We start from the raw sequence: 17,393 nt of genomic DNA, 5'->3' as shown, positions 1-17,393 counted from the left end.
TCCGAAAATCAAGTGCAAATGGGTTATCTCAGGAGTCTTGAGACAAGTTGTGCCGTATAATCCACCATCGGGACAATACGGGCATAGTTCAACCGGGTGGGGCCGATGACACCAAGCGCACCAATGATGCGCTGTTCGGAGTCGCGGTAAGGCGCAATTACCAAAGAGGAGCCGGACAGTGAAAACAGCTTGTTTTCAGAACCGATAAAAATACGCACGCCCGGTCCCGCTTCCGCCAGATCGAGCAATTGCAGCGTGCCTTCCTTGGTTTCCAGATCATCAAAGAGATGGCGCAGACGTTCCAGATCAGCTTCGGCATGAATGGAATCGAGCAGATTGCCTCGGCCCCGAACAATCAAGCGAGCAGGCTGGCCCGCTCCGTCACCACCCCAAACAGCCAGACCTTGCTGCACCAGATGCTGCGAGAGACTATCGAGAGCCTGTTGTGTTTCATCTTTCAGACGGGCGATTTCCTGCCTTGCTTCGGTAATCGTGCGCCCCTGAATATGGGCATTGAGGAAATTGGATGCCTCAATCAATTGCGAAGGTGTGACACCGACCGGCAGATCGATAACGCGGTTTTCCACATCACCATTCTGTGTGACGAGCACTGCCAAAGCCTTGGTCGGTTCAAGCCGTACGAATTCAATATGCTTTAACGCGCCTTCCACCTTGGTCGCAAGAACAAGGCCCGCGCCACGCGACATGCCAGACAGAATCTGACTTGCCTGCGTCAGCACGTTTTCGGCGGTCTGTGCATCTCCGGCACGCACTTGTGCCTCGATCGAACTGCGCTCGGAAGAAGAAAGGTCGCCAACCTCCATGAAGGCATCGACGAAAAAACGTAGGCCAAGCTGTGTGGGCAAGCGTCCTGCGGAAATATGTGGTGCATAGACCAGACCGAGATGCTCAAGATCACTCATCACATTGCGGATCGTTGCCGGAGAAAGTGCGACCGGCAATATACGCGACAAATTGCGGGACCCGACAGGTTCACCGTCGCCCAGATAACTTTCGACAATGCGCCGGAAAATGTCGCGCGATCTCTGATCGAGCGATTGGAGTGCTTCCGGTGCGACTGCTTTGTTCATCGTGCCTCATCTATCTCATGACTGTGCCATAGATATAAGCATTGTTGCGGCAATCATCAAAGCCTTTGCTTCATTACATCATCGCGGTTAAAAGGCCGAAAGCTTTTCAACAAGAGGTCTATCCATGCGTCAGTCCAAACGAGCCCCCGACGAAATGCGCGCCATTTCCTTTGAACGTGGCATTTCCAAACATGCTGAGGGCTCGTGCCTGGTCAAGTTCGGCGATACCCATGTTCTGTGTACAGCCAGCCTTGAGGAAAAAGTGCCGGGCTGGATGCGTAATACCGGCAAGGGCTGGGTAACAGCGGAATATGGCATGCTGCCCCGTTCAACGGGTGACCGCATGCGCCGCGAGGCGTCTTCGGGCAAGCAGGGCGGCCGCACGCTTGAAATTCAGCGTTTGATTGCACGTTCCTTGCGGGCAGTCATTGATTTGCAGGCGCTGGGCGAAGTGCAGATCACCGTCGACTGCGATGTGATTCAGGCCGATGGCGGCACGCGAACTGCTGCGATCACCGGCGGCTGGGTTGCCTTGCATGAATGCCTGCGCTGGATGGAAACACGCCAGATGCTGAAGGTGGAAAAGGTTCTTAAAGACCACGTTGCTGCCATTTCATGCGGTATCTCCAATGGGACGCCCGTAATCGATCTTGATTATCTGGAAGATTCTACCGCGCAGACTGACGCCAATTTCGTCATGACCGGTAAAGGCGGCATTGTTGAGGTGCAGGGCACTGCCGAGGGTGAGCCTTTCTCGCAGGAAGAACTGCTGGCCCTGATGGATCTGGCGCGTAATGGCATTACGCGGCTGGTTTCCCTGCAGAAAATGGCCGTTAGCTAAGGGAATAACCATGCAGCCATCAGGAATTCTGGAAACAGCGCTTTATGTTGATGACGTCGAGGCCGCAGCGCAGTTCTATAGCGGTGTTCTCGGGCTTGAGTGCATTCTGCGCGCAGGGGAAGAATCTGCATTCTTCGTCTGCGGAGCAGGCGTGCTCATTGTTTTCAACGTGGAAAAGCTGCAAGAGAGACCTGCTGGTGGTCTGCCTATTCCCAAACATGGCGCCAAAGGCCCGGGCCATGTGTGTTTTCGCGCCACGCGGGATGAAATCGCTCTGTGGAAATCCCATCTGGAAAAGCATGGCATTGCAATCGAAAGTGAATTCGATTGGCCAGGCGGGGCGCACTCGCTTTATTTCCGCGACCCTTCCGGCAATTCGGTCGAGTTCGCCGAACCAAAACTATGGAATCTGAAATGAGAACACTGGAAAAGGGCAAGCTGCTGGTTGCCAGCCACAATCAGGGCAAGATCAATGAAATGATCGATCTACTTGGTCCCTTTGGCTTTGAGGTCATATCTGCCGCAGAGCTTGGTCTGCCTGAACCGGATGAGACAGGCACGACTTTCGAAGAGAACGCCTACATAAAGGCCTTTGCCGCCGCCAAAGCCACGGGGCTCGTGGCGCTTTCTGACGATTCCGGCCTGTGCGTCGACGCTTTGGGCGGCAATCCAGGCGTCTATACGGCCAACTGGGCAGAATTGCCGGATGGCAAGCGCGACTTTGCACATGGCATGCAAAGGGTCGAAACAGCGCTTCAGGAAGCGGGCGTATCCAAGACCGAAGAGCGGGCTGGCCGGTTTGTTTCCGTCATTTGCCTTGCCTGGCCCGATGGTGAGGCAAATTATTATCGCGGCGAAGTGGAAGGCGAGCTTGTCTGGCCGCCACGCGGTACGGCTGGCTTCGGCTTTGATCCCGTTTTCAAGCCCGATGGCTACGAGACGACATTCGGTGAAATGACTGCCGAGCAAAAACATGGCTGGAAACCCGGTGATTTATCGGCACTGTCCCATCGCGCACGCGCTTTTCAGCTTTTTGCCAAAGATTGTCTGGACGTTGCATGAGCCACGGCGACCATAGGTCCGAATCCGGCTTCGGGATCTATGTCCACTGGCCCTTTTGCATGGCAAAATGCCCCTATTGCGATTTCAACTCGCATGTGCGGCATCAAGCGGTAGACCAGCCACGTTTTGCAGCCGCATTTGCCCGCGAAATGGCAAGTATGCGCGAGCGCACGGGTCCACGCAAAGTCTCCAGCATATTTTTGGGTGGCGGCACGCCATCATTGATGCAGCCGGAAACCGTAGCTTCTGTTCTGAACGAGATTGCGCGCAACTGGCATGTGCCGGATGATATCGAGATTACGCTGGAGGCCAATCCAACCAGCGTGGAAGCAGATCGCTTTCGTGGTTATCGCGCTGCTGGCGTCAATCGTGTGTCCTTGGGGGTTCAGGCGCTCAATGATCCCGATCTGCGCCGTCTTGGCCGCATGCATAATGTTGACGAGGCCTTGATTGCGATCAAACTTGCGCGGGAGATATTTCCGAGGCTGTCATTCGATCTGATCTATGCAAGGCCCGACCAGACCATCGAAGCATGGCGGGAGGAACTTGCCAAAGCGATTTCCTATGCGGCAGACCATCTTTCACTTTACCAGCTGACGATCGAAGAAGGCACGCCCTTCTACAATCTTTGGAAGGCAGGCAAGCTGGTAACGCCGGATGGCGACCATGCGGCTGCGCTTTATGCAGAGACGCAAGAGGTCACAGCGCAGCATGGCCTGCCGGCCTATGAGATTTCAAACCACGCTGCCCCTGGGGCTGAATCGCAGCATAATCTCGTTTACTGGCGCTACGGCGAATATGTCGGTGTAGGTCCGGGTGCCCATGGACGTTTTATCGAAAATGGTACGCGTGCCGTAACCATCACCGAGCGTCATCCTGAAACATGGATGCAGAAGGTCGAGACGGATGGCCATGGCGTTGTTGAAGAAGAGTTCCTGACGGGCGAGCAGGAAGGCGATGAGTTCCTGCTCATGGGCCTGCGGCTTGTGGAAGGTATTGATCTTTCCCGCTACGAGCGTCTCACCGGCCACAGCGTCAAGGAAGGCCGGGTAATATCATTGGCGGAGCAGGGTCTGATCGAATATATCGGCAATAGCCGCATCCGCACCACGCCCGAAGGGGCGATTGTGCTCAATGCCGTTATCGCCGATCTTGCAGCTTGAGGATAGAGAGTGTCTGAGGCCCCACATTCTGACGACAAGGACCGCAACTACCAGATTGGCAGCTCTTCCTATCGTGCCCGGCCTCTGGAGCCTGCACTTTATATTGTGGCGACGCCTATAGGCAATCTCGGCGATATGACCCTTCGCGGTATTGAGACCTTGGCCGCTGCGGACATCATCGCTTGTGAGGATACGCGCGTCAGTCGCGTCTTGCTCGACCGTTACGGCATTTCCCGCCGTCCCTATGCCTATCACGAACATAATGCTGATATGGCTGGTCCAAAGATCATTGAGGCGCTCCTGGCCGGAAAGAGCGTTGCGCTTATTTCCGACGCGGGCACACCGCTGGTTTCAGACCCCGGCGGGCGGCTTGTTCCGGAAGCAAAAGCCGCTGGTATTCGCGTCGTGCCAATCCCTGGCGCATCCTCTGTCCTTGCAGCCTTGACTGCCTCTGGCCTGTTCAAAGATGCGTTTTATTTTGCCGGATTCCTCTCTTCCAAACAGGGTCAGCGCCGGGCAAAACTTGAGCAGTTGAAGACTTTGGATGCCGCGCTGGTCTTCTTTGAATCGCCCAATCGCGCCGCAACGACCTTGGCGGACATGGTGGAGATCTTTGGGCCGGAACGGCAAGCTTCGCTTTGCCGCGAACTCACCAAAGCCTATGAGACTGTAACCACCCTGCCTCTGAAGGAGCTTGCAGCCGAATTTGATGGCGAAGATCGTATTCGCGGCGAAGTGGTACTGGTGATCGGACCACCGCAGGAAGATGAGCATGTGGCGCGAAGCGACGATGATATTGATGCTTTGCTCAGGGCGCTAAGCCTTGAAATGTCGCCCTCCAAGGCAGCGGGAGAGGCCTCCCGCATGACCGGCCGTCCAAAGGGGGAACTCTATCAACGTCTGTTGGCGATGAAGTAGGAATGCCGATGGGCGCGAAGGACAAGCGTCATAAAGCTTACCGTCGCGGCCACTCAGCCGAACGCCTCGCTGCATTTGCTGTGGCTCTGAAAGGCTATCGGATCGTGGATCGCCGCTATCGCACAAAGCTCGGAGAAATCGATCTGATTGCGCGACGCGGCAATGTTGTCCTCATCATTGAAGTCAAAGCACGAGCAACACTCCAACAGGCAATGGATTCAGTCAATCCGCTTGCCATGCGCCGCATAGAGGCTGCGGCGGACCAATGGTTGGCCCGGCAACCGGATCATGACCGGCTGTCGCTTCGCTTCGATCTGGTTGCGATCTTGCCTTGGCGATGGCCCGTTCATGTTCCAGCTGTTTTCACCGCTTGAGCACTATTGTGCTTGCTGCACCATATGAACGATTTCCCAAACATGGCCGTCAATATCTTGAAAACTGCACCCATACATGAACCCTTCATAGTCCTGCTTGGGTTTCCATTCCTTGCCGCCAGCCGCAATCGCTTTTGCAAAAGTCTCGTCGACTTCTTCCTTGCTTGCCGCCGAAAGCGCAATAAGCACTTCTTGAGATTTCGTCGCGTCGCTAATGCCGTTATTGATGAAGTCCTTGAAGCGGTCTTCTTCCATCAACATCGCAAAAATATTCTCTTCGATAATCATGCAGGTTGTTTTCTCGTCAGAGAAGTCCGGATTGAAGCTGAACCCCAAGGCCGAAAAAAAGGCTTTTGAAGCGGCAAGGTTTTTGATTGGCAGGTTCACAAAAATCATACGCATTGGGATTATATCCTCTCCATTTGATAACTCGCTTACGAATGACGAGCGGGAATGTCAGGTCCCGACATTCATGAAGAATAAAAAACAACTTGCAATCGAATTTAAACCCGATAAAAATAGTCGTGTATCTAGGCGCCTTCCAAGCAGCGAGCCTTTGCTTTCTCGTAACCTTGGCGGGGACGATGTGAAGCAGTTGCGCATGACGCGGAAAGAGAATCCGGTTACCTCCGGTTTTTCAGAAATTATATGCTCCTGAGGTCTAGATGGCGCATTTCTGTTTCTTATAATCATGTCATTCATATCGGATAATTCCCATAGCCATTGGGATACTTCGATTCATGCCTATTCGTTCCAACCAGCTATCCGTCTTTCCCGCCTTCTTCCGTGTTCGGAACGAGGTGCTTGTGGTTGTGGGCAATGGCGAAGAGGCTCTGAACAAGGCCCGCCTTTTGACACAGACAAATGCAACCATCCGCATTGTCGCCGCAGAACCCGAACCAGAACTGGCAGCGTTTCTGCTCGCTGGCGACTACGACCATATTATAGAAGAATTTGCTCCCAAGCATTTGACCGGCGCAAAGCTGGTCTTTGTCGCCACGGGCGATGAAGATCAGGATATTGCCATCGCTGATGAAGCGCGCCGCCAGAATATTCCAGTTAATGTCGTTGACCGTCCTGATCTATGTGACTTCTACACGCCTGCCATTGTCAATCGCGCGCCTATTGCCATCGCTATCGGCTCAGAGGGCACAGGCCCGGTACTGACCCAGTTGATCCGTGCACGCATTGATGCGGCTTTCTCGCCGCGTCTCGGTGATCTGGCCCGTCTGGCCAATGCCTACCGGCCTGCCGTTGAGCGGCTGGTGAAAAAGGGACTGCCACGGCGCATTTTCTGGCGTTCATTCTTTTCGGGTGATGTAGCGGGCAATGTCTATAATAATGATCTGATTGGAGCCCACGGCGCAGCCGCAGATCTGCTGGAAAATCAGGCTTCGCCGAAGGGATATGTCTGGCTGGTTGGTGCAGGCCCCGGCGCAGAGGATCTTCTGACATTGCGTGCGCACCGCGTCCTGATGGAAGCTGATGTGATTGTTTATGATGCGCTGGTGCCGGAGGCTGTTGTTGCTATGGGCCGCCGCGATGCTACGAGATTGTCCGTTGGCAAGCGCAAGGGTTGCCATTCCAAGAGCCAAAGTCAGATCAATGATCTTCTTGTTTCGCTTGGACGCGAAGGCAAGCGCGTCGTGCGCCTGAAATCCGGCGATCCGCTGGTCTATGGCCGCGCTGGTGAGGAAATGGCCGCTCTGCGCGATGCCGGAATTTCCTTCGAGATTGTTCCGGGCATCACATCTGCTTTTGCTGCTGCCGCAGATATGCAGCTTCCGCTTACATTGCGCGGCGTCGCTTCGTCACTCGTTTTCACGACCGGCCACGATATGGCCGGGGACATACTGCCGGATTGGGCGCGCCTTGCCATCTCCGGTGCAACCATTGCGGTCTATATGGGCCGCAGTGTCGCAGCTTCCGTTGCCAATCGCCTGATTCAGGCCGGGTTGCATGCGGATACCAGCGTTGCCGTGATCGAAAATGCCGGACGTGCGGAGCGCCGCATGTTTCATGGCACATTGAAGGATTTGCCAGCACTTGAACAGCGCAGCGATCTGGCGGGGCCTGTCATGGTTATTATTGGCGATGCCGTGGCCGGTGCCGCCATCCATTTGGCGGAGCCGCTTTCCGCATCGAAGGCAACGTTTGAAAATTCCGTGGCCGAGCGCCACCTGACAGCGCAAGCTGTCTGAACCGCAAGGACGATAAGATGAGTGTCAAAGTTCTAACAGCAAACCGCCTGACCGACGGCGAAGCAGTTTGGCTTGGTGCCAATGGTGAGTGGCTGGACCATATTGATGGTGCTCTTGTGGCGCGCCATCCAGAGGCTGTGACAGCGCTCGAAGAAGTTGGTAAGGCCGCGATAAAATCCAATCTCGTCATCGACATTAACGTTATTGATGTTGAAGAGCGCGGCACGAACCTTTACCCGCTTCGCCTGCGCGAACGTATTCGCCAGCTCGGCCCGACAATCCGTCTTGATCTCGGCAAGCAGGCTGAGAAAACCAGCGCCAACGCCGCCTAATATTGAAGGTCCGCATAAATGTATCGTTACGATGAGTTTGATCACGCATTTGTCTCTGCCCGTGTCGAGCAGTTCAAGGATCAGGTTGAGCGGCGTCTTGCCGGTGAGCTGACCGAAGAGCAGTTCCGTCCGCTGCGCTTGATGAATGGTGTCTACCTTCAGCTGCATGCCTATATGCTGCGCGTTGCGATCCCCTATGGCACATTGTCAGGTCGGCAGATGCATAAATTGGCGCATATTGCGCGCCGCTATGATCGAGGCTATGGCCATTTCACCACCCGCCAGAATATCCAGTACAATTGGCCCGCCTTGAGCGACATGCCAGCGGTGCTTGACGAGTTGGCATCTGTCGAAATGCACGCTTTGCAGACATCGGGCAATTGCATCCGCAATGTCACCGCGGATCATTTTGCCGGTGCCGCCGCTGACGAAGTTACTGATCCGCGCCCCTATGCGGAGATTCTTCGGCAGTGGTCGTCCATGCATCCGGAGTTTTCCTATCTTCCGCGCAAGTTCAAGATCGCCGTAACCGGTGCTGAGCGTGATCGCGCGGCCATTCAGGTCCACGATATCGGACTTCATCTGAAAAAGAATGAAGCCGGTGAACTTGGCTTTGCCGTTTATATCGGCGGGGGCCAAGGCCGCACGCCGATGGTAGCCAAGAAGATAAGGGACTTCCTGCCGATTGAGGATTTGCTGACCTACACGACTGCAATCGTTCGTGTGTATAACCTGCATGGCCGCCGCGATAACAAGTACAAGGCGCGTATCAAGATTCTTGTACATGAAACCGGCACGGAAGAAATTACCCGTCAGGTCGAGGCCGAGTGGCAGGCGATCAAGGACACTGATCTGAAGATGCCCCAGCAGGATGTGGATGCAATCGATAATTATTTCCGCATGCCAAACCTGCCGCAGCGCCCGGAAGGCTGGTCGCAGCTTGCGGCTGCGCGCAAGGCCGATCCTTCGTTCGCACGCTGGGTCGATCAGAACGTTACGCCGCATAAAAATCCGGACTATGGCGTCGTGACCATTTCCCTAAAACCGATTGGCGGCATTCCGGGCGACGCAACCGATACGCAGATGGATCTGGTGGCGGACATTGCCGAGAAGTTCTCGAACGATGAGATCCGCGTCAGCCATGAACAAAATCTGGTTCTCCCGCATGTAGCCATTGCTGATTTGCGCATTGTCTATGATCTACTGCTGACAGATGGTTTGGCGACAGCCAATGCCGGACTGATCACGGACATTATTGCCTGCCCCGGTCTCGATTATTGTGCTTTGGCCAATGCGCGTTCCATCCCCGTAGCACAGCGCATCTCCGAACGGTTTGGCCAACCGGAGCGTCAGGCGGATATTGGCGAACTCAAGATCAAGATTTCCGGCTGCATCAATGCCTGCGGGCATCACCATGTCGGCCATATCGGTATTCTGGGCGTCGAGAAAAAAGGCGAAGAGCTCTATCAGATTTCGCTTGGCGGCTCTGGCGATGAGATTTGCACGATTGGCGATATTACCGGTCGCGGCTTCTCTTCCGAAGAAATCGTCGATGCGGTGGAAACCATTGTCGATCGCTACCTTCAGGTGCGGACGGACAAAGAGGAAAGCTTCCTTGCAACCTATCGGCGTCTGGGCGCTGCACCGTTCAAGGACGCGCTTTATAACGAGACTGCAAATGCTGCTTGAGACGAATGAACGTACTGTGGCGGATGAAGCGCGCGCGCTTCAGGCCCGCTATGGGAATCTCGAACCGGCCGATATTATCGAGCTGGCGATAGATCATTTGTTCAATGAAGAAATTGCTGTTGTCTCCTCCTTTGGCGCGGAATCCTCTGTGCTTCTGCATCTGATTGCGCAGGTGGACCGCGCCACGCCAGTTCTGTTTCTGGAAACGGGCAAACATTTTCCGGCAACCTTGCGTTATCGTGATGAGCTTGTTGGCGAGTTGGGCTTGACCGATGTTCATGACATTCATCCCTTGCAACAGAGCCTCAAGGATGAGGACCCCTATGGCGCCATGTCGATGACCAATAAGGACCGCTGCTGCTATATCCGCAAGGTGGAGCCGATGGCGCGTGCTGTGGCTCCTTACCGGGCATGGATGACAGGCCGCAAACAGTTTCAGGCATCCACGCGCAACGCATTGCCGGTGTTTGAATCGGTGGGTGAGCGCATCCGCATTAATCCGCTGGCCCAGTGGACCTCCGCTGATCTGCAGAATTATATGGCCGCCAATCACTTGCCTCCGCATCCGCTGGTGGCAGAAGGCTATCGTTCGATCGGCTGCATGCCCTGCACACAGCCGGTGAAGGAAGGTGAAGATGCGCGCTCTGGTCGTTGGGCTGGAACCGACAAGACGGAGTGCGGTATTCACCTGACGGGCCTGACCGACCAATTGAGCAATATTTCCCTGACGGATTCGAGCCTATGACTGACATTTCTGAAGAAAACACAGCCGGCGAACTATGGGGCCGCGAAGGATTTCGTGAAGACCCGTATATTGCAGCGGAAACGCTGGAAGAAACTGGCGATGCACCCGCTGTGATCCTGCCATTGGCTGTCTGGCTTGGGCTGGACGAGAGCGTTCGCAACGCAACCAACCGCAAGATTGGGGTTTCGGTTGCGCCGGGTGAAAGTATCGATCCGTTACTGCCATTGCTGGATACAATACCGCTGATTGCCTTGCAGTTTCCCGCCTTTAATGATGGCCGGTCCTACTCAAAGGCGGACATTTTGAAGAACCAGCACCAGTTCAAGGGAGAATTGCGTGCAGTGGGCGATGTGCTTATTGATCAGGTTGCCTATATGCTGCGTACCGGATTCGACACGATGAAAGTGACGCATGCCGTGACGCTGACGCGCCTTGCGGAGCACAATCTGCACGATGCGCCTGGCTATTATCAACCGGGCAGAGGGTCACACACCGTGCCGGGCGCCTATAGCTGGCGCCGCGTGCCTGGCGCTTGAAACACTAAAGTTCAATTCGGTTTGTTGGAAAGCACTTATATGTCTGAAATTATTGAAACAGATGTCGTTATCGTCGGTGCCGGGCCGGTTGGCCTCTTTGCGGTGTTCGAGCTTGGCCTGCTGGATTTGCGCGCCCATGTCATCGATATTCTTGATCGCCCGGGCGGCCAATGTGCCGAACTTTATCCGGAAAAGCCGATCTATGACATTCCGGGATTGCCGGAAGTAACCGGACAGGACCTGACCGATAACCTTCTGAAACAGATTGCTCCCTTTGATCCGCAGTTCCATTTTTCCACAATGGTGACTGCCCTTACGCGTCTTGAGGATGGCCGGTTCCGTGTAGAAACCGATGCGGATGAAGTCTTTTTGACCAAGGTCATTGTTATCGCAGCAGGCGGTGGCTCATTCCAGCCCAAGCGTCCGCCTGTCCCTGAAATCGAACATTATGAAGGCGTCAGCGTCCATTATGCCGTTCGCAAGATCGAGGTTTTCCGCGATCATGATGTTGTGATCGTTGGCGGTGGCGATTCTGCACTGGACTGGACGCTGAACCTTGAGCCAGTGGCAAAGTCCGTGACGCTGGTGCATCGTCGCCCGGAATTCCGCGCTGCTCCCGACAGTGTCAACAAGATGTGGGCGCTTGAAAAAGAAGGCCGTGTGAAGTTCCGTATGGGCCAGCTCGGTAGCCTTGAGGGTGCCGATGGCCAGATTTCCAAGGTGCTTCTCAAAGGCGGAGAAGGCGGGGAAGAAGTTCTTGCCGCCAGTCGTTTGCTGCCATTCTTTGGCCTTACGATGAAGCTAGGTCCAATCGCAGATTGGGGCCTGAACCTCGATCAAAACCTGATTGCGGTCGATACGGAGAAGTTCGAAACATCGGAGCCCGGTATTTTCGCCATTGGCGACATCAATACCTATCCGGGAAAACTGAAGCTTATTCTTTCAGGTTTCCATGAGGCGGCTTTGATGTCCCATGCAGCAAAACGCATCGTTGCTCCTGGCGAACGCATCGTTTTCCAGTATACGACGTCCTCGACATCCCTCCAGAAGAAACTGAAAGCGGCTTGAGTGTCTGATTCTCTTTACATCCATGTCACCGATCAAAAGGGCGAACGCCATACGCTGGAAGCCTTGGAAGGCTTCCGTGTCATGGAAGTCATCCGGGATTGGGGGCTCGACATCAAGGCGGAATGCGGCGGCGCTGCCGCTTGCGGCACCTGCCATTGCTATGTCGAGCAGGAATGGACCGAGAAGCTTTTTGCGCCGCTGGATGAAGAAATCGATCAGCTCGACGTGACATTTCACGTCGAGGAGAATTCACGTTTGTCATGCCAGCTGATCATGACGGAAGAACTGAATGGCCTGGAGATTACACTTGCTCCAGGCACCCAGAAGGATAGCGTAGCCGCCTGATACAGTTCTGATCGGATTGACTGGCTTGCGTGCTTCGACAAGCTCAGCATGAGGAAGAAGGCGACGCCCTCAACCCAATCGCAGCGGCCATCACACATTCTTGAGAGGTGCGACCTTCCCTCATGCTGAGCCATCCTGAGCTTGTCGAAGGGCGAAGCACGCACAGCATCAAATGTCAGCCAACAGCTGCCTAAGGCAGCGTTGCTATCCGCGAGGTCAAAAGCTCGAAGAAGCCATCAGAATCCACGTCGCGAATGTAAAAAGCATTCTTTGGGCGGTCGGTAACACCCCACCAGTCAACGACTGTCATGCCGAGCGTCAGTTCATTGGATGCATCCACTTCGACATTGCAATGACGACCGGTATAAAGTTCCGGCTTTAGCAGGTAGGCAATAACATTCGGATCGTGCAAAGGTCCGCCATCACTGCCATATTTCTCTTCATCGAAGCGTTCAAAAAACTCAAGCAGGGCGACCGAGGCATCGCCGCATTTGGTGCCCATGGCCCGGAATTGATCAATGCGTTTGGCAGTGGTCAGAGCTTGGTGTGTCACATCCAATGGCAGAATTACAACTGGAATACCTGACCGCAAGACGATTTGCGCAGCCTGTGGGTCGACATAGATGTTAAACTCGGCAGTCGGCGTTATATTGCCACCCTCAAAGAAGCCGCCGCCCATCAAGACAATCTCTTTGATCCGCGGAGCAAGTTCCGGAGCGCGCAGCAGGACATGGGCAATATTGGTTAGCGGCCCAAGCGCACAAAGCGTAACTGTTCCCGCTGGTTCGTTGCGCAAAGTCTGAACAATGAAATCGACAGCATGCTGGTCCTGCAAAGGCATGGATGGTTCAGGCAGGTCAGGGCCGTCAAGGCCGGTTTTGCCGTGAACATTCTCGGCTGTGACCAGAGGACGTATCAGCGGACGGTCAGCACCGGAAAACACATGTGCATCGGGGCGACCGGCCAATTCGGAGATTTTGCGTGCATTCACCTCGGTCAGGGCAAGCGGCACATTGCCGGCAACGGCCGTAATACCCAGCACGGCCAGTTCCGGGCAGGCAAATGCCAGAAGAATTGCGAGGGCGTCGTCCTGCCCCGGATCCGTATCGATGATGATTTTACGTGCCATTTGTCGGTTTCTCTCATGCTAGAGCAAATTTTGCTTATATAGAGCCAATTCTGTTTCTCGGATGACGAGACAACCCACGCGGAAGGTAGCGAGGTCGATGTTTATCCATCGGACGAAGCTGCCTGACAAAGTGGTTGGCCGTCAGCCGGAAACCCAAAGGGCCGGGTGAATTCGGACCAAATCCATCGGGCTTCAGTCTCGTCCGATGTATAAACATCGCCCTCGCTAAATCCCTCGACCTTGTCCACGAATTCCCTCCGGCAGAATGACTCTATATAAACAAAACTTGCTCTATGCCGTACCACTTGAAGTCTCAAGGTCGATAGACCATATCTGAGTACAGGAGCGAAATGCTGTTGAATTACGGGTTTTGCTTTAGGTCGCTTTACTAAAGGACTGCTTGGATGACGCGAATGACACCATTTTCAAGCCCATTGCTGCTTGGATTCGATTCGATGGAAAAGACGTTGGAGCGTATCGCCAAATCCGGCGACGGCTACCCGCCATATAATATCGAGCGTATCCGTTGCAATAACGATCGTGAGCAGTTGCGCATTATTCTCGCCGTGGCGGGATTTTCCAGCGACGATCTCGAAGTTACCACGGAAGATAACCAGCTGATTATTCGCGGTCGTCAGACCGAGGAAGAAACGCGTGAATATTTGCACCGTGGTATCGCGGCTCGCCAGTTCCAGCGCATATTTGTTCTTGCCGATGGAATGCGGGTCAGCAACGCCACTTTAAAGAATGGGCTACTGTCGATCGATCTCGACCGGCCTGAACCCGAACGATTGGTCAAGCGCATCAATATTGCGGTCGAAGACTGATCAGGGCTCTAACAGGGCAGGGCTCACGAGAGGCTGTCCAAAAAAGGAGGCTATTATGCAAACGAATCCTCTTACTGAACTTGAATTCTCCCGTCTCGGCGCCGGTCAGGTAGCTTATCTGCGCAAGGTGAATACCGATGATCTTGCCACCAGCTTTCCGGCCCTCCCGCCTATGGCGCCGGGCGTTGAGCTTTGGGCACTCTTTGCAGCCAATGGAGATCCTATTGTGCTTTCCGATGAACGTGAAAACGTTCTTGTCGGCGCGCAGGAGCATGAATTGCGCACGGTAATGCTGCAATAAGCAGTTCGTTATTAGCGTGGAGTCAGACTTTTACAGTCTGCTCCACGCGATCTTCCGCGCCGAAAATCTCCAGATACCGTTTAATCTCAGAAGCATCGCCGGTAGCTTTCTTCGGATTGTCCGAAAGCTTTACAGCCGGGCGGCCATTGGCGTAGCTCACCTTGCAGACAAGTGAGATTGCGTTCAATTGGTCGTTGAAGCGCGGAGCGCAATCCTCGAAATCATTGGTGAGGTTGGTGCCCCAGCCGAAGCTCATGCGAACTTTCCCATCAAAGTGGCGATAGGTTTCCTCAATTGTATCGACATCAAGGCCGTCGGAAAACACCAGCAATTTCTCGCGCGGGTCCTTGCCCTTGGCTTTCCACCAGGCAAGGATTTTCTCTCCGCCTTCAATAGGCGGGGCACTATCGGGCCGAAAACCGGTCCAGTCCGCAACCCAATCCGGCGCATCGCGCAGGAAAGCCGCCGTACCAAAAGCATCGGGCAGTACGATGAGAAGATTGCCGCCATAATAGCGGTTCCAGTCTTGAAGTACCTTATAGGGAGATGCCAGAAGTTCTTCTTTGGTTTCGCTCAAAGCTGCCAGAACCATGGGCAGTTCGTGAGCATTTGTTCCAAGCGCTTCCAGGTCATTATCCATCGCCATCAGCACATTGCTAGTGCCGGTAAACGAAGCGCCGATGCCTTCTTTCAACGCCTCAACGCACCAGCGCTGCCATAAAAATGAATGACGGCGGCGGGTGCCGAAGTCAGAGATTCTGATGTCGGGCAATTTCTGCAAGCGCTCGACTTTTGTCCACATCTTGGCTTTGGCGCGTGCATAAAGCACATCAAGCTCAAAGCGACCCAGGCGTTTCATAGCAGCGCGCGAGCGTAATTCGTTGATGATTGTAAGTGCCGGAATCTCCCACATGGTGGTGTACATCCACGGTCCGTGAAAATTGAGCTCATATTGGCCATCGCGCTTGATCAGCTCATATTCGGGCAATTGGAAATTTGCCAGCCAGCTCAAAAAATCCGGCTCGAATATCTGGTGCTTGCCGTAGAACGTGTTACCGCCAAGCCAGATCATCTCCTTTTTCGTGAAACGCACTTCCCGCGCGTGGTCAAGCTGTGCGCGTAGTTCCTGCTCATCGATCTCGTCACCGAGCCGCACCTTGGTGGTGCGGTTAATGAGTGTGAAAGTGGCATCCACCTTGGGATAAACGCCCCAAATCATCTGAAGCATCAGGAGTTTGTAAAAGTCCGTATCAAGAAGACTGCGGACGATGGGATCAAGTTTCCAGGTATGGTTGAAAACACGCCGCGCTATATCGGTTTTGGTCGCCATCGAATGCTATCCTTACGAATATGTCGCCCGCCATGTTGCACGGCAGACCACGCTCATCAAGAAGAGCGACGGAGAAACTTGCTTTCCATGGCAAAGTTGACTTGGGCCGTTCGATTAAATCTTTGTAATCTCACCGATTTGTCATTAACGGCGACATCAAAGCGCTTTATTCTCTGCAATAGATAGGGCTGTTCGCTGCGGATCGCCGTGCAACCTGTAAGAGTATGTGCTGGCTCCCTCAACGGAACCGGCTTTGGAGTGTTGGATGAAGGCCTGGAAACAAATTCTGATTGCCTTGGTGGTTCTGGCCGGTGCCGGAGCTGGCTGGTTGTACTTCTCACAAGGCTCCAATGAACTTCTCAAAAAGGCTGGCATTGATACGGCCCCGACAACAACCACCGAACCAGCCGCTGGTTCCGGCAGGCGCGGCGGCGGACAAGGATTGCCGCTTGTGATTGTGAAGACGGCAACCGAAGCAAAGATCAATGATCGGCTTTCGGCCATCGGCACGGGAAAAGCCAAAAGCTCCGTCTCTGTTACACCATTTGCAGCTGGCAGAATGACAGAAGTGCTTGCCCAGTCCGGGTCGAAAGTCATGGCGGATGATGTGATCGCCAAGCTCGATTCAGAAGCTGAAATGATCACTGCCGAAAAGGCCCGAAGCGCCCTCAAAGATGCGCAGACCAAGCTGAAACGCGCAGAAAACCTCAGTACGACCAATACAGTGTCGGCTGTTCAGGTGTCTGATGCCGAACTTGCAGTGGAAAACGCAGCATTGAATTTGCGCGAGGCAGAGTTGGCGTTGGACCGGCGTGATATTAAAGCGCCGATCAGCGGTATCGTCGGTATTCTACCAGTCAATGCAGGCAATTATGTTACCGTTTCAACACAGATAGCGACGATCGACGACCGCTCTGAGGTGCTTGTAGACTTCTGGGTGCCGGAACGCTTTGCGCCATTGATCGCCGTTGGCGCGCCGGTGTCTGCGAGCTCAATTGCGCGCCCTGGTGAAACATTTCAGGGCTCGGTAAGCGCCATTGACAGCCGGGTTGATCCTGCCAGTCGTACTTTGCATGTGCAGGCACGCATCACCAATCCAAAGGATACGCTGCGCGAAGGCATGGCTTTCCAGATATCCATTGCATTTCCGGGCGACACCTATACCGCAGTGGATCCGTTGGCGATCCAGTGGGGTACCGATGGCGCCTATGTTTGGAAGATTGCAGAAAACAAAGCGAGCCGCGTTCCGGTTCGGATTGTCCAGCGAAATGCTGCCAATGTTCTGGTAGATGCGAGCATCAAGCCGGGCGACGCGATTGTTACTGAAGGCGTCCAGTCGGTCCGCGAGGGTGGACTCGTTCATATAAAAGGACAGCCTGCACCCAAGCAAAACAGCGAAGAAGGCCCTCTTGCCTCTGCCGGCAAAGCTGGCTGAGGTCAT

21 protein-coding genes are annotated in these 17,393 nt (G+C 54.3%); 16 read left to right on the top strand and 5 right to left on the bottom strand.

Features of this window, described 5'->3' with window-relative positions; translation table 11 throughout:
• Window positions 1–23: 23 nt before the first annotated feature.
• On the bottom strand, window positions 24–1,091 hold the full coding sequence (hrcA, locus tag ACYJL1_RS01725; protein ID WP_460896744.1) for a heat-inducible transcriptional repressor HrcA: 1,068 nt from the start codon (window positions 1,089–1,091) through the stop codon (window positions 24–26).
• Window positions 1,092–1,215: 124 nt separating this feature from the next.
• Here hrcA and rph point away from each other — a divergent pair, with 124 nt between their 5' ends.
• Genes rph through ACYJL1_RS01695 form a run of 6 tightly spaced genes read left to right on the top strand, consistent with a single transcriptional unit; the run spans window position 1,216 to window position 5,449 of the window.
• Complete coding sequence (rph, locus tag ACYJL1_RS01720) at window positions 1,216–1,932, top strand: ribonuclease PH (protein WP_460896743.1); 717 nt, start codon at window positions 1,216–1,218, stop codon at window positions 1,930–1,932.
• A gap of 10 nt (window positions 1,933–1,942) precedes the next feature.
• The gene (locus ACYJL1_RS01715) at window positions 1,943–2,350 is read left to right on the top strand and encodes a VOC family protein (protein WP_460896742.1); all 408 of its coding nucleotides are present in this window, start codon (window positions 1,943–1,945) and stop codon (window positions 2,348–2,350) included.
• Complete coding sequence (gene rdgB / locus ACYJL1_RS01710; RefSeq protein WP_460896741.1) at window positions 2,347–2,994, top strand: RdgB/HAM1 family non-canonical purine NTP pyrophosphatase; 648 nt, start codon at window positions 2,347–2,349, stop codon at window positions 2,992–2,994. Before ACYJL1_RS01715 ends, rdgB begins: the two co-directional genes overlap by 4 nt.
• Complete coding sequence (gene hemW / locus ACYJL1_RS01705) at window positions 2,991–4,157, top strand: radical SAM family heme chaperone HemW (protein ID WP_460896740.1); 1,167 nt, start codon at window positions 2,991–2,993, stop codon at window positions 4,155–4,157. The genes rdgB and hemW overlap by 4 nt, the downstream gene beginning before the upstream one ends.
• Before the next feature lie 54 nt (window positions 4,158–4,211).
• Window positions 4,212–5,075, top strand: coding sequence for a 16S rRNA (cytidine(1402)-2'-O)-methyltransferase (gene rsmI / locus ACYJL1_RS01700; protein WP_460897902.1), 864 nt, complete (start codon window positions 4,212–4,214; stop codon window positions 5,073–5,075).
• A gap of 8 nt (window positions 5,076–5,083) precedes the next feature.
• Window positions 5,084–5,449 carry a YraN family protein gene (locus tag ACYJL1_RS01695; protein ID WP_460896739.1) on the top strand — a complete coding sequence of 122 codons (366 nt, stop codon included), beginning with the start codon at window positions 5,084–5,086 and terminating at the stop codon, window positions 5,447–5,449.
• A 3-nt stretch (window positions 5,450–5,452) separates the two neighbouring features.
• Here the strand turns inward: ACYJL1_RS01695 and ACYJL1_RS01690 are convergent, their stop codons facing one another.
• Window positions 5,453–5,851 carry a VOC family protein gene (locus tag ACYJL1_RS01690; protein ID WP_460896738.1) on the bottom strand — a complete coding sequence of 133 codons (399 nt, stop codon included), beginning with the start codon at window positions 5,849–5,851 and terminating at the stop codon, window positions 5,453–5,455.
• A 338-nt stretch (window positions 5,852–6,189) separates the two neighbouring features.
• Between ACYJL1_RS01690 and cysG the strand changes: the two genes are divergently transcribed.
• The 7 genes from cysG to ACYJL1_RS01655 are packed head-to-tail and all read left to right on the top strand — an operon-like array spanning window position 6,190 to window position 12,365.
• Complete coding sequence (gene cysG / locus ACYJL1_RS01685) at window positions 6,190–7,650, top strand: siroheme synthase CysG (RefSeq protein ID WP_460896737.1); 1,461 nt, start codon at window positions 6,190–6,192, stop codon at window positions 7,648–7,650.
• 17 nt (window positions 7,651–7,667) lie between these two features.
• Entirely contained in the window at window positions 7,668–7,982 is a 315-nt protein-coding gene (locus ACYJL1_RS01680) for a DUF2849 domain-containing protein (protein ID WP_460896736.1), read from the top strand.
• 18 nt (window positions 7,983–8,000) lie between these two features.
• A complete protein-coding gene (locus ACYJL1_RS01675; protein WP_460896735.1) occupies window positions 8,001–9,671 on the top strand; it encodes a nitrite/sulfite reductase in 1,671 nt (556 codons plus the stop codon).
• Complete coding sequence (locus tag ACYJL1_RS01670) at window positions 9,661–10,416, top strand: phosphoadenylyl-sulfate reductase (protein ID WP_460896734.1); 756 nt, start codon at window positions 9,661–9,663, stop codon at window positions 10,414–10,416. Before ACYJL1_RS01675 ends, ACYJL1_RS01670 begins: the two co-directional genes overlap by 11 nt.
• Window positions 10,413–10,952: a DUF934 domain-containing protein gene (locus ACYJL1_RS01665; protein WP_460896733.1), complete on the top strand. Its 540-nt coding sequence runs from the start codon at window positions 10,413–10,415 to the stop codon at window positions 10,950–10,952. Before ACYJL1_RS01670 ends, ACYJL1_RS01665 begins: the two co-directional genes overlap by 4 nt.
• Before the next feature lie 39 nt (window positions 10,953–10,991).
• Window positions 10,992–12,020, top strand: coding sequence for an NAD(P)/FAD-dependent oxidoreductase (locus tag ACYJL1_RS01660; protein ID WP_460896732.1), 1,029 nt, complete (start codon window positions 10,992–10,994; stop codon window positions 12,018–12,020).
• A complete protein-coding gene (locus ACYJL1_RS01655) occupies window positions 12,021–12,365 on the top strand; it encodes a 2Fe-2S iron-sulfur cluster-binding protein (RefSeq protein ID WP_115054631.1) in 345 nt (114 codons plus the stop codon).
• Window positions 12,366–12,555: 190 nt separating this feature from the next.
• On the opposite strand, the gene ACYJL1_RS01650 is transcribed toward ACYJL1_RS01655, so the two are convergent.
• Both ACYJL1_RS01650 and ACYJL1_RS01645 read right to left on the bottom strand, forming a co-directional pair.
• Complete coding sequence (locus ACYJL1_RS01650) at window positions 12,556–13,494, bottom strand: nucleoside hydrolase (RefSeq protein ID WP_460896731.1); 939 nt, start codon at window positions 13,492–13,494, stop codon at window positions 12,556–12,558.
• Window positions 13,495–13,595: 101 nt separating this feature from the next.
• Window positions 13,596–13,742 (bottom strand): hypothetical protein, encoded by a 147-nt coding sequence (locus ACYJL1_RS01645; protein ID WP_460896730.1) that lies wholly within the window; start codon window positions 13,740–13,742, stop codon window positions 13,596–13,598.
• Between the two features lie 156 nt (window positions 13,743–13,898).
• On the opposite strand from ACYJL1_RS01645, the gene ACYJL1_RS01640 reads away from it, so the two are divergent.
• Window positions 13,899–14,321: an Hsp20 family protein gene (locus ACYJL1_RS01640; RefSeq protein ID WP_460896729.1), complete on the top strand. Its 423-nt coding sequence runs from the start codon at window positions 13,899–13,901 to the stop codon at window positions 14,319–14,321.
• 55 nt (window positions 14,322–14,376) lie between these two features.
• Window positions 14,377–14,622 (top strand): BQ00720 family protein, encoded by a 246-nt coding sequence (locus ACYJL1_RS01635; protein WP_460896728.1) that lies wholly within the window; start codon window positions 14,377–14,379, stop codon window positions 14,620–14,622.
• Between the two features lie 22 nt (window positions 14,623–14,644).
• Here ACYJL1_RS01635 and pncB read toward each other — a convergent pair whose 3' ends face one another.
• Window positions 14,645–15,952, bottom strand: a complete 1,308-nt coding sequence (pncB, locus tag ACYJL1_RS01630; protein WP_460896727.1) for a nicotinate phosphoribosyltransferase — start codon at window positions 15,950–15,952, stop codon at window positions 14,645–14,647.
• 265 nt (window positions 15,953–16,217) lie between these two features.
• Here pncB and ACYJL1_RS01625 point away from each other — a divergent pair, with 265 nt between their 5' ends.
• Complete coding sequence (locus ACYJL1_RS01625) at window positions 16,218–17,387, top strand: efflux RND transporter periplasmic adaptor subunit (protein WP_460896726.1); 1,170 nt, start codon at window positions 16,218–16,220, stop codon at window positions 17,385–17,387.
• The last annotated feature ends 6 nt before the right edge of the window (window positions 17,388–17,393 follow it).

Source organism: Phyllobacterium sp. K27 (assembly GCF_054796155.1).
The sequence above is the reverse complement of the archived record's forward strand: the minus strand, read 5'-3'. Positions and strand labels throughout refer to the sequence as shown.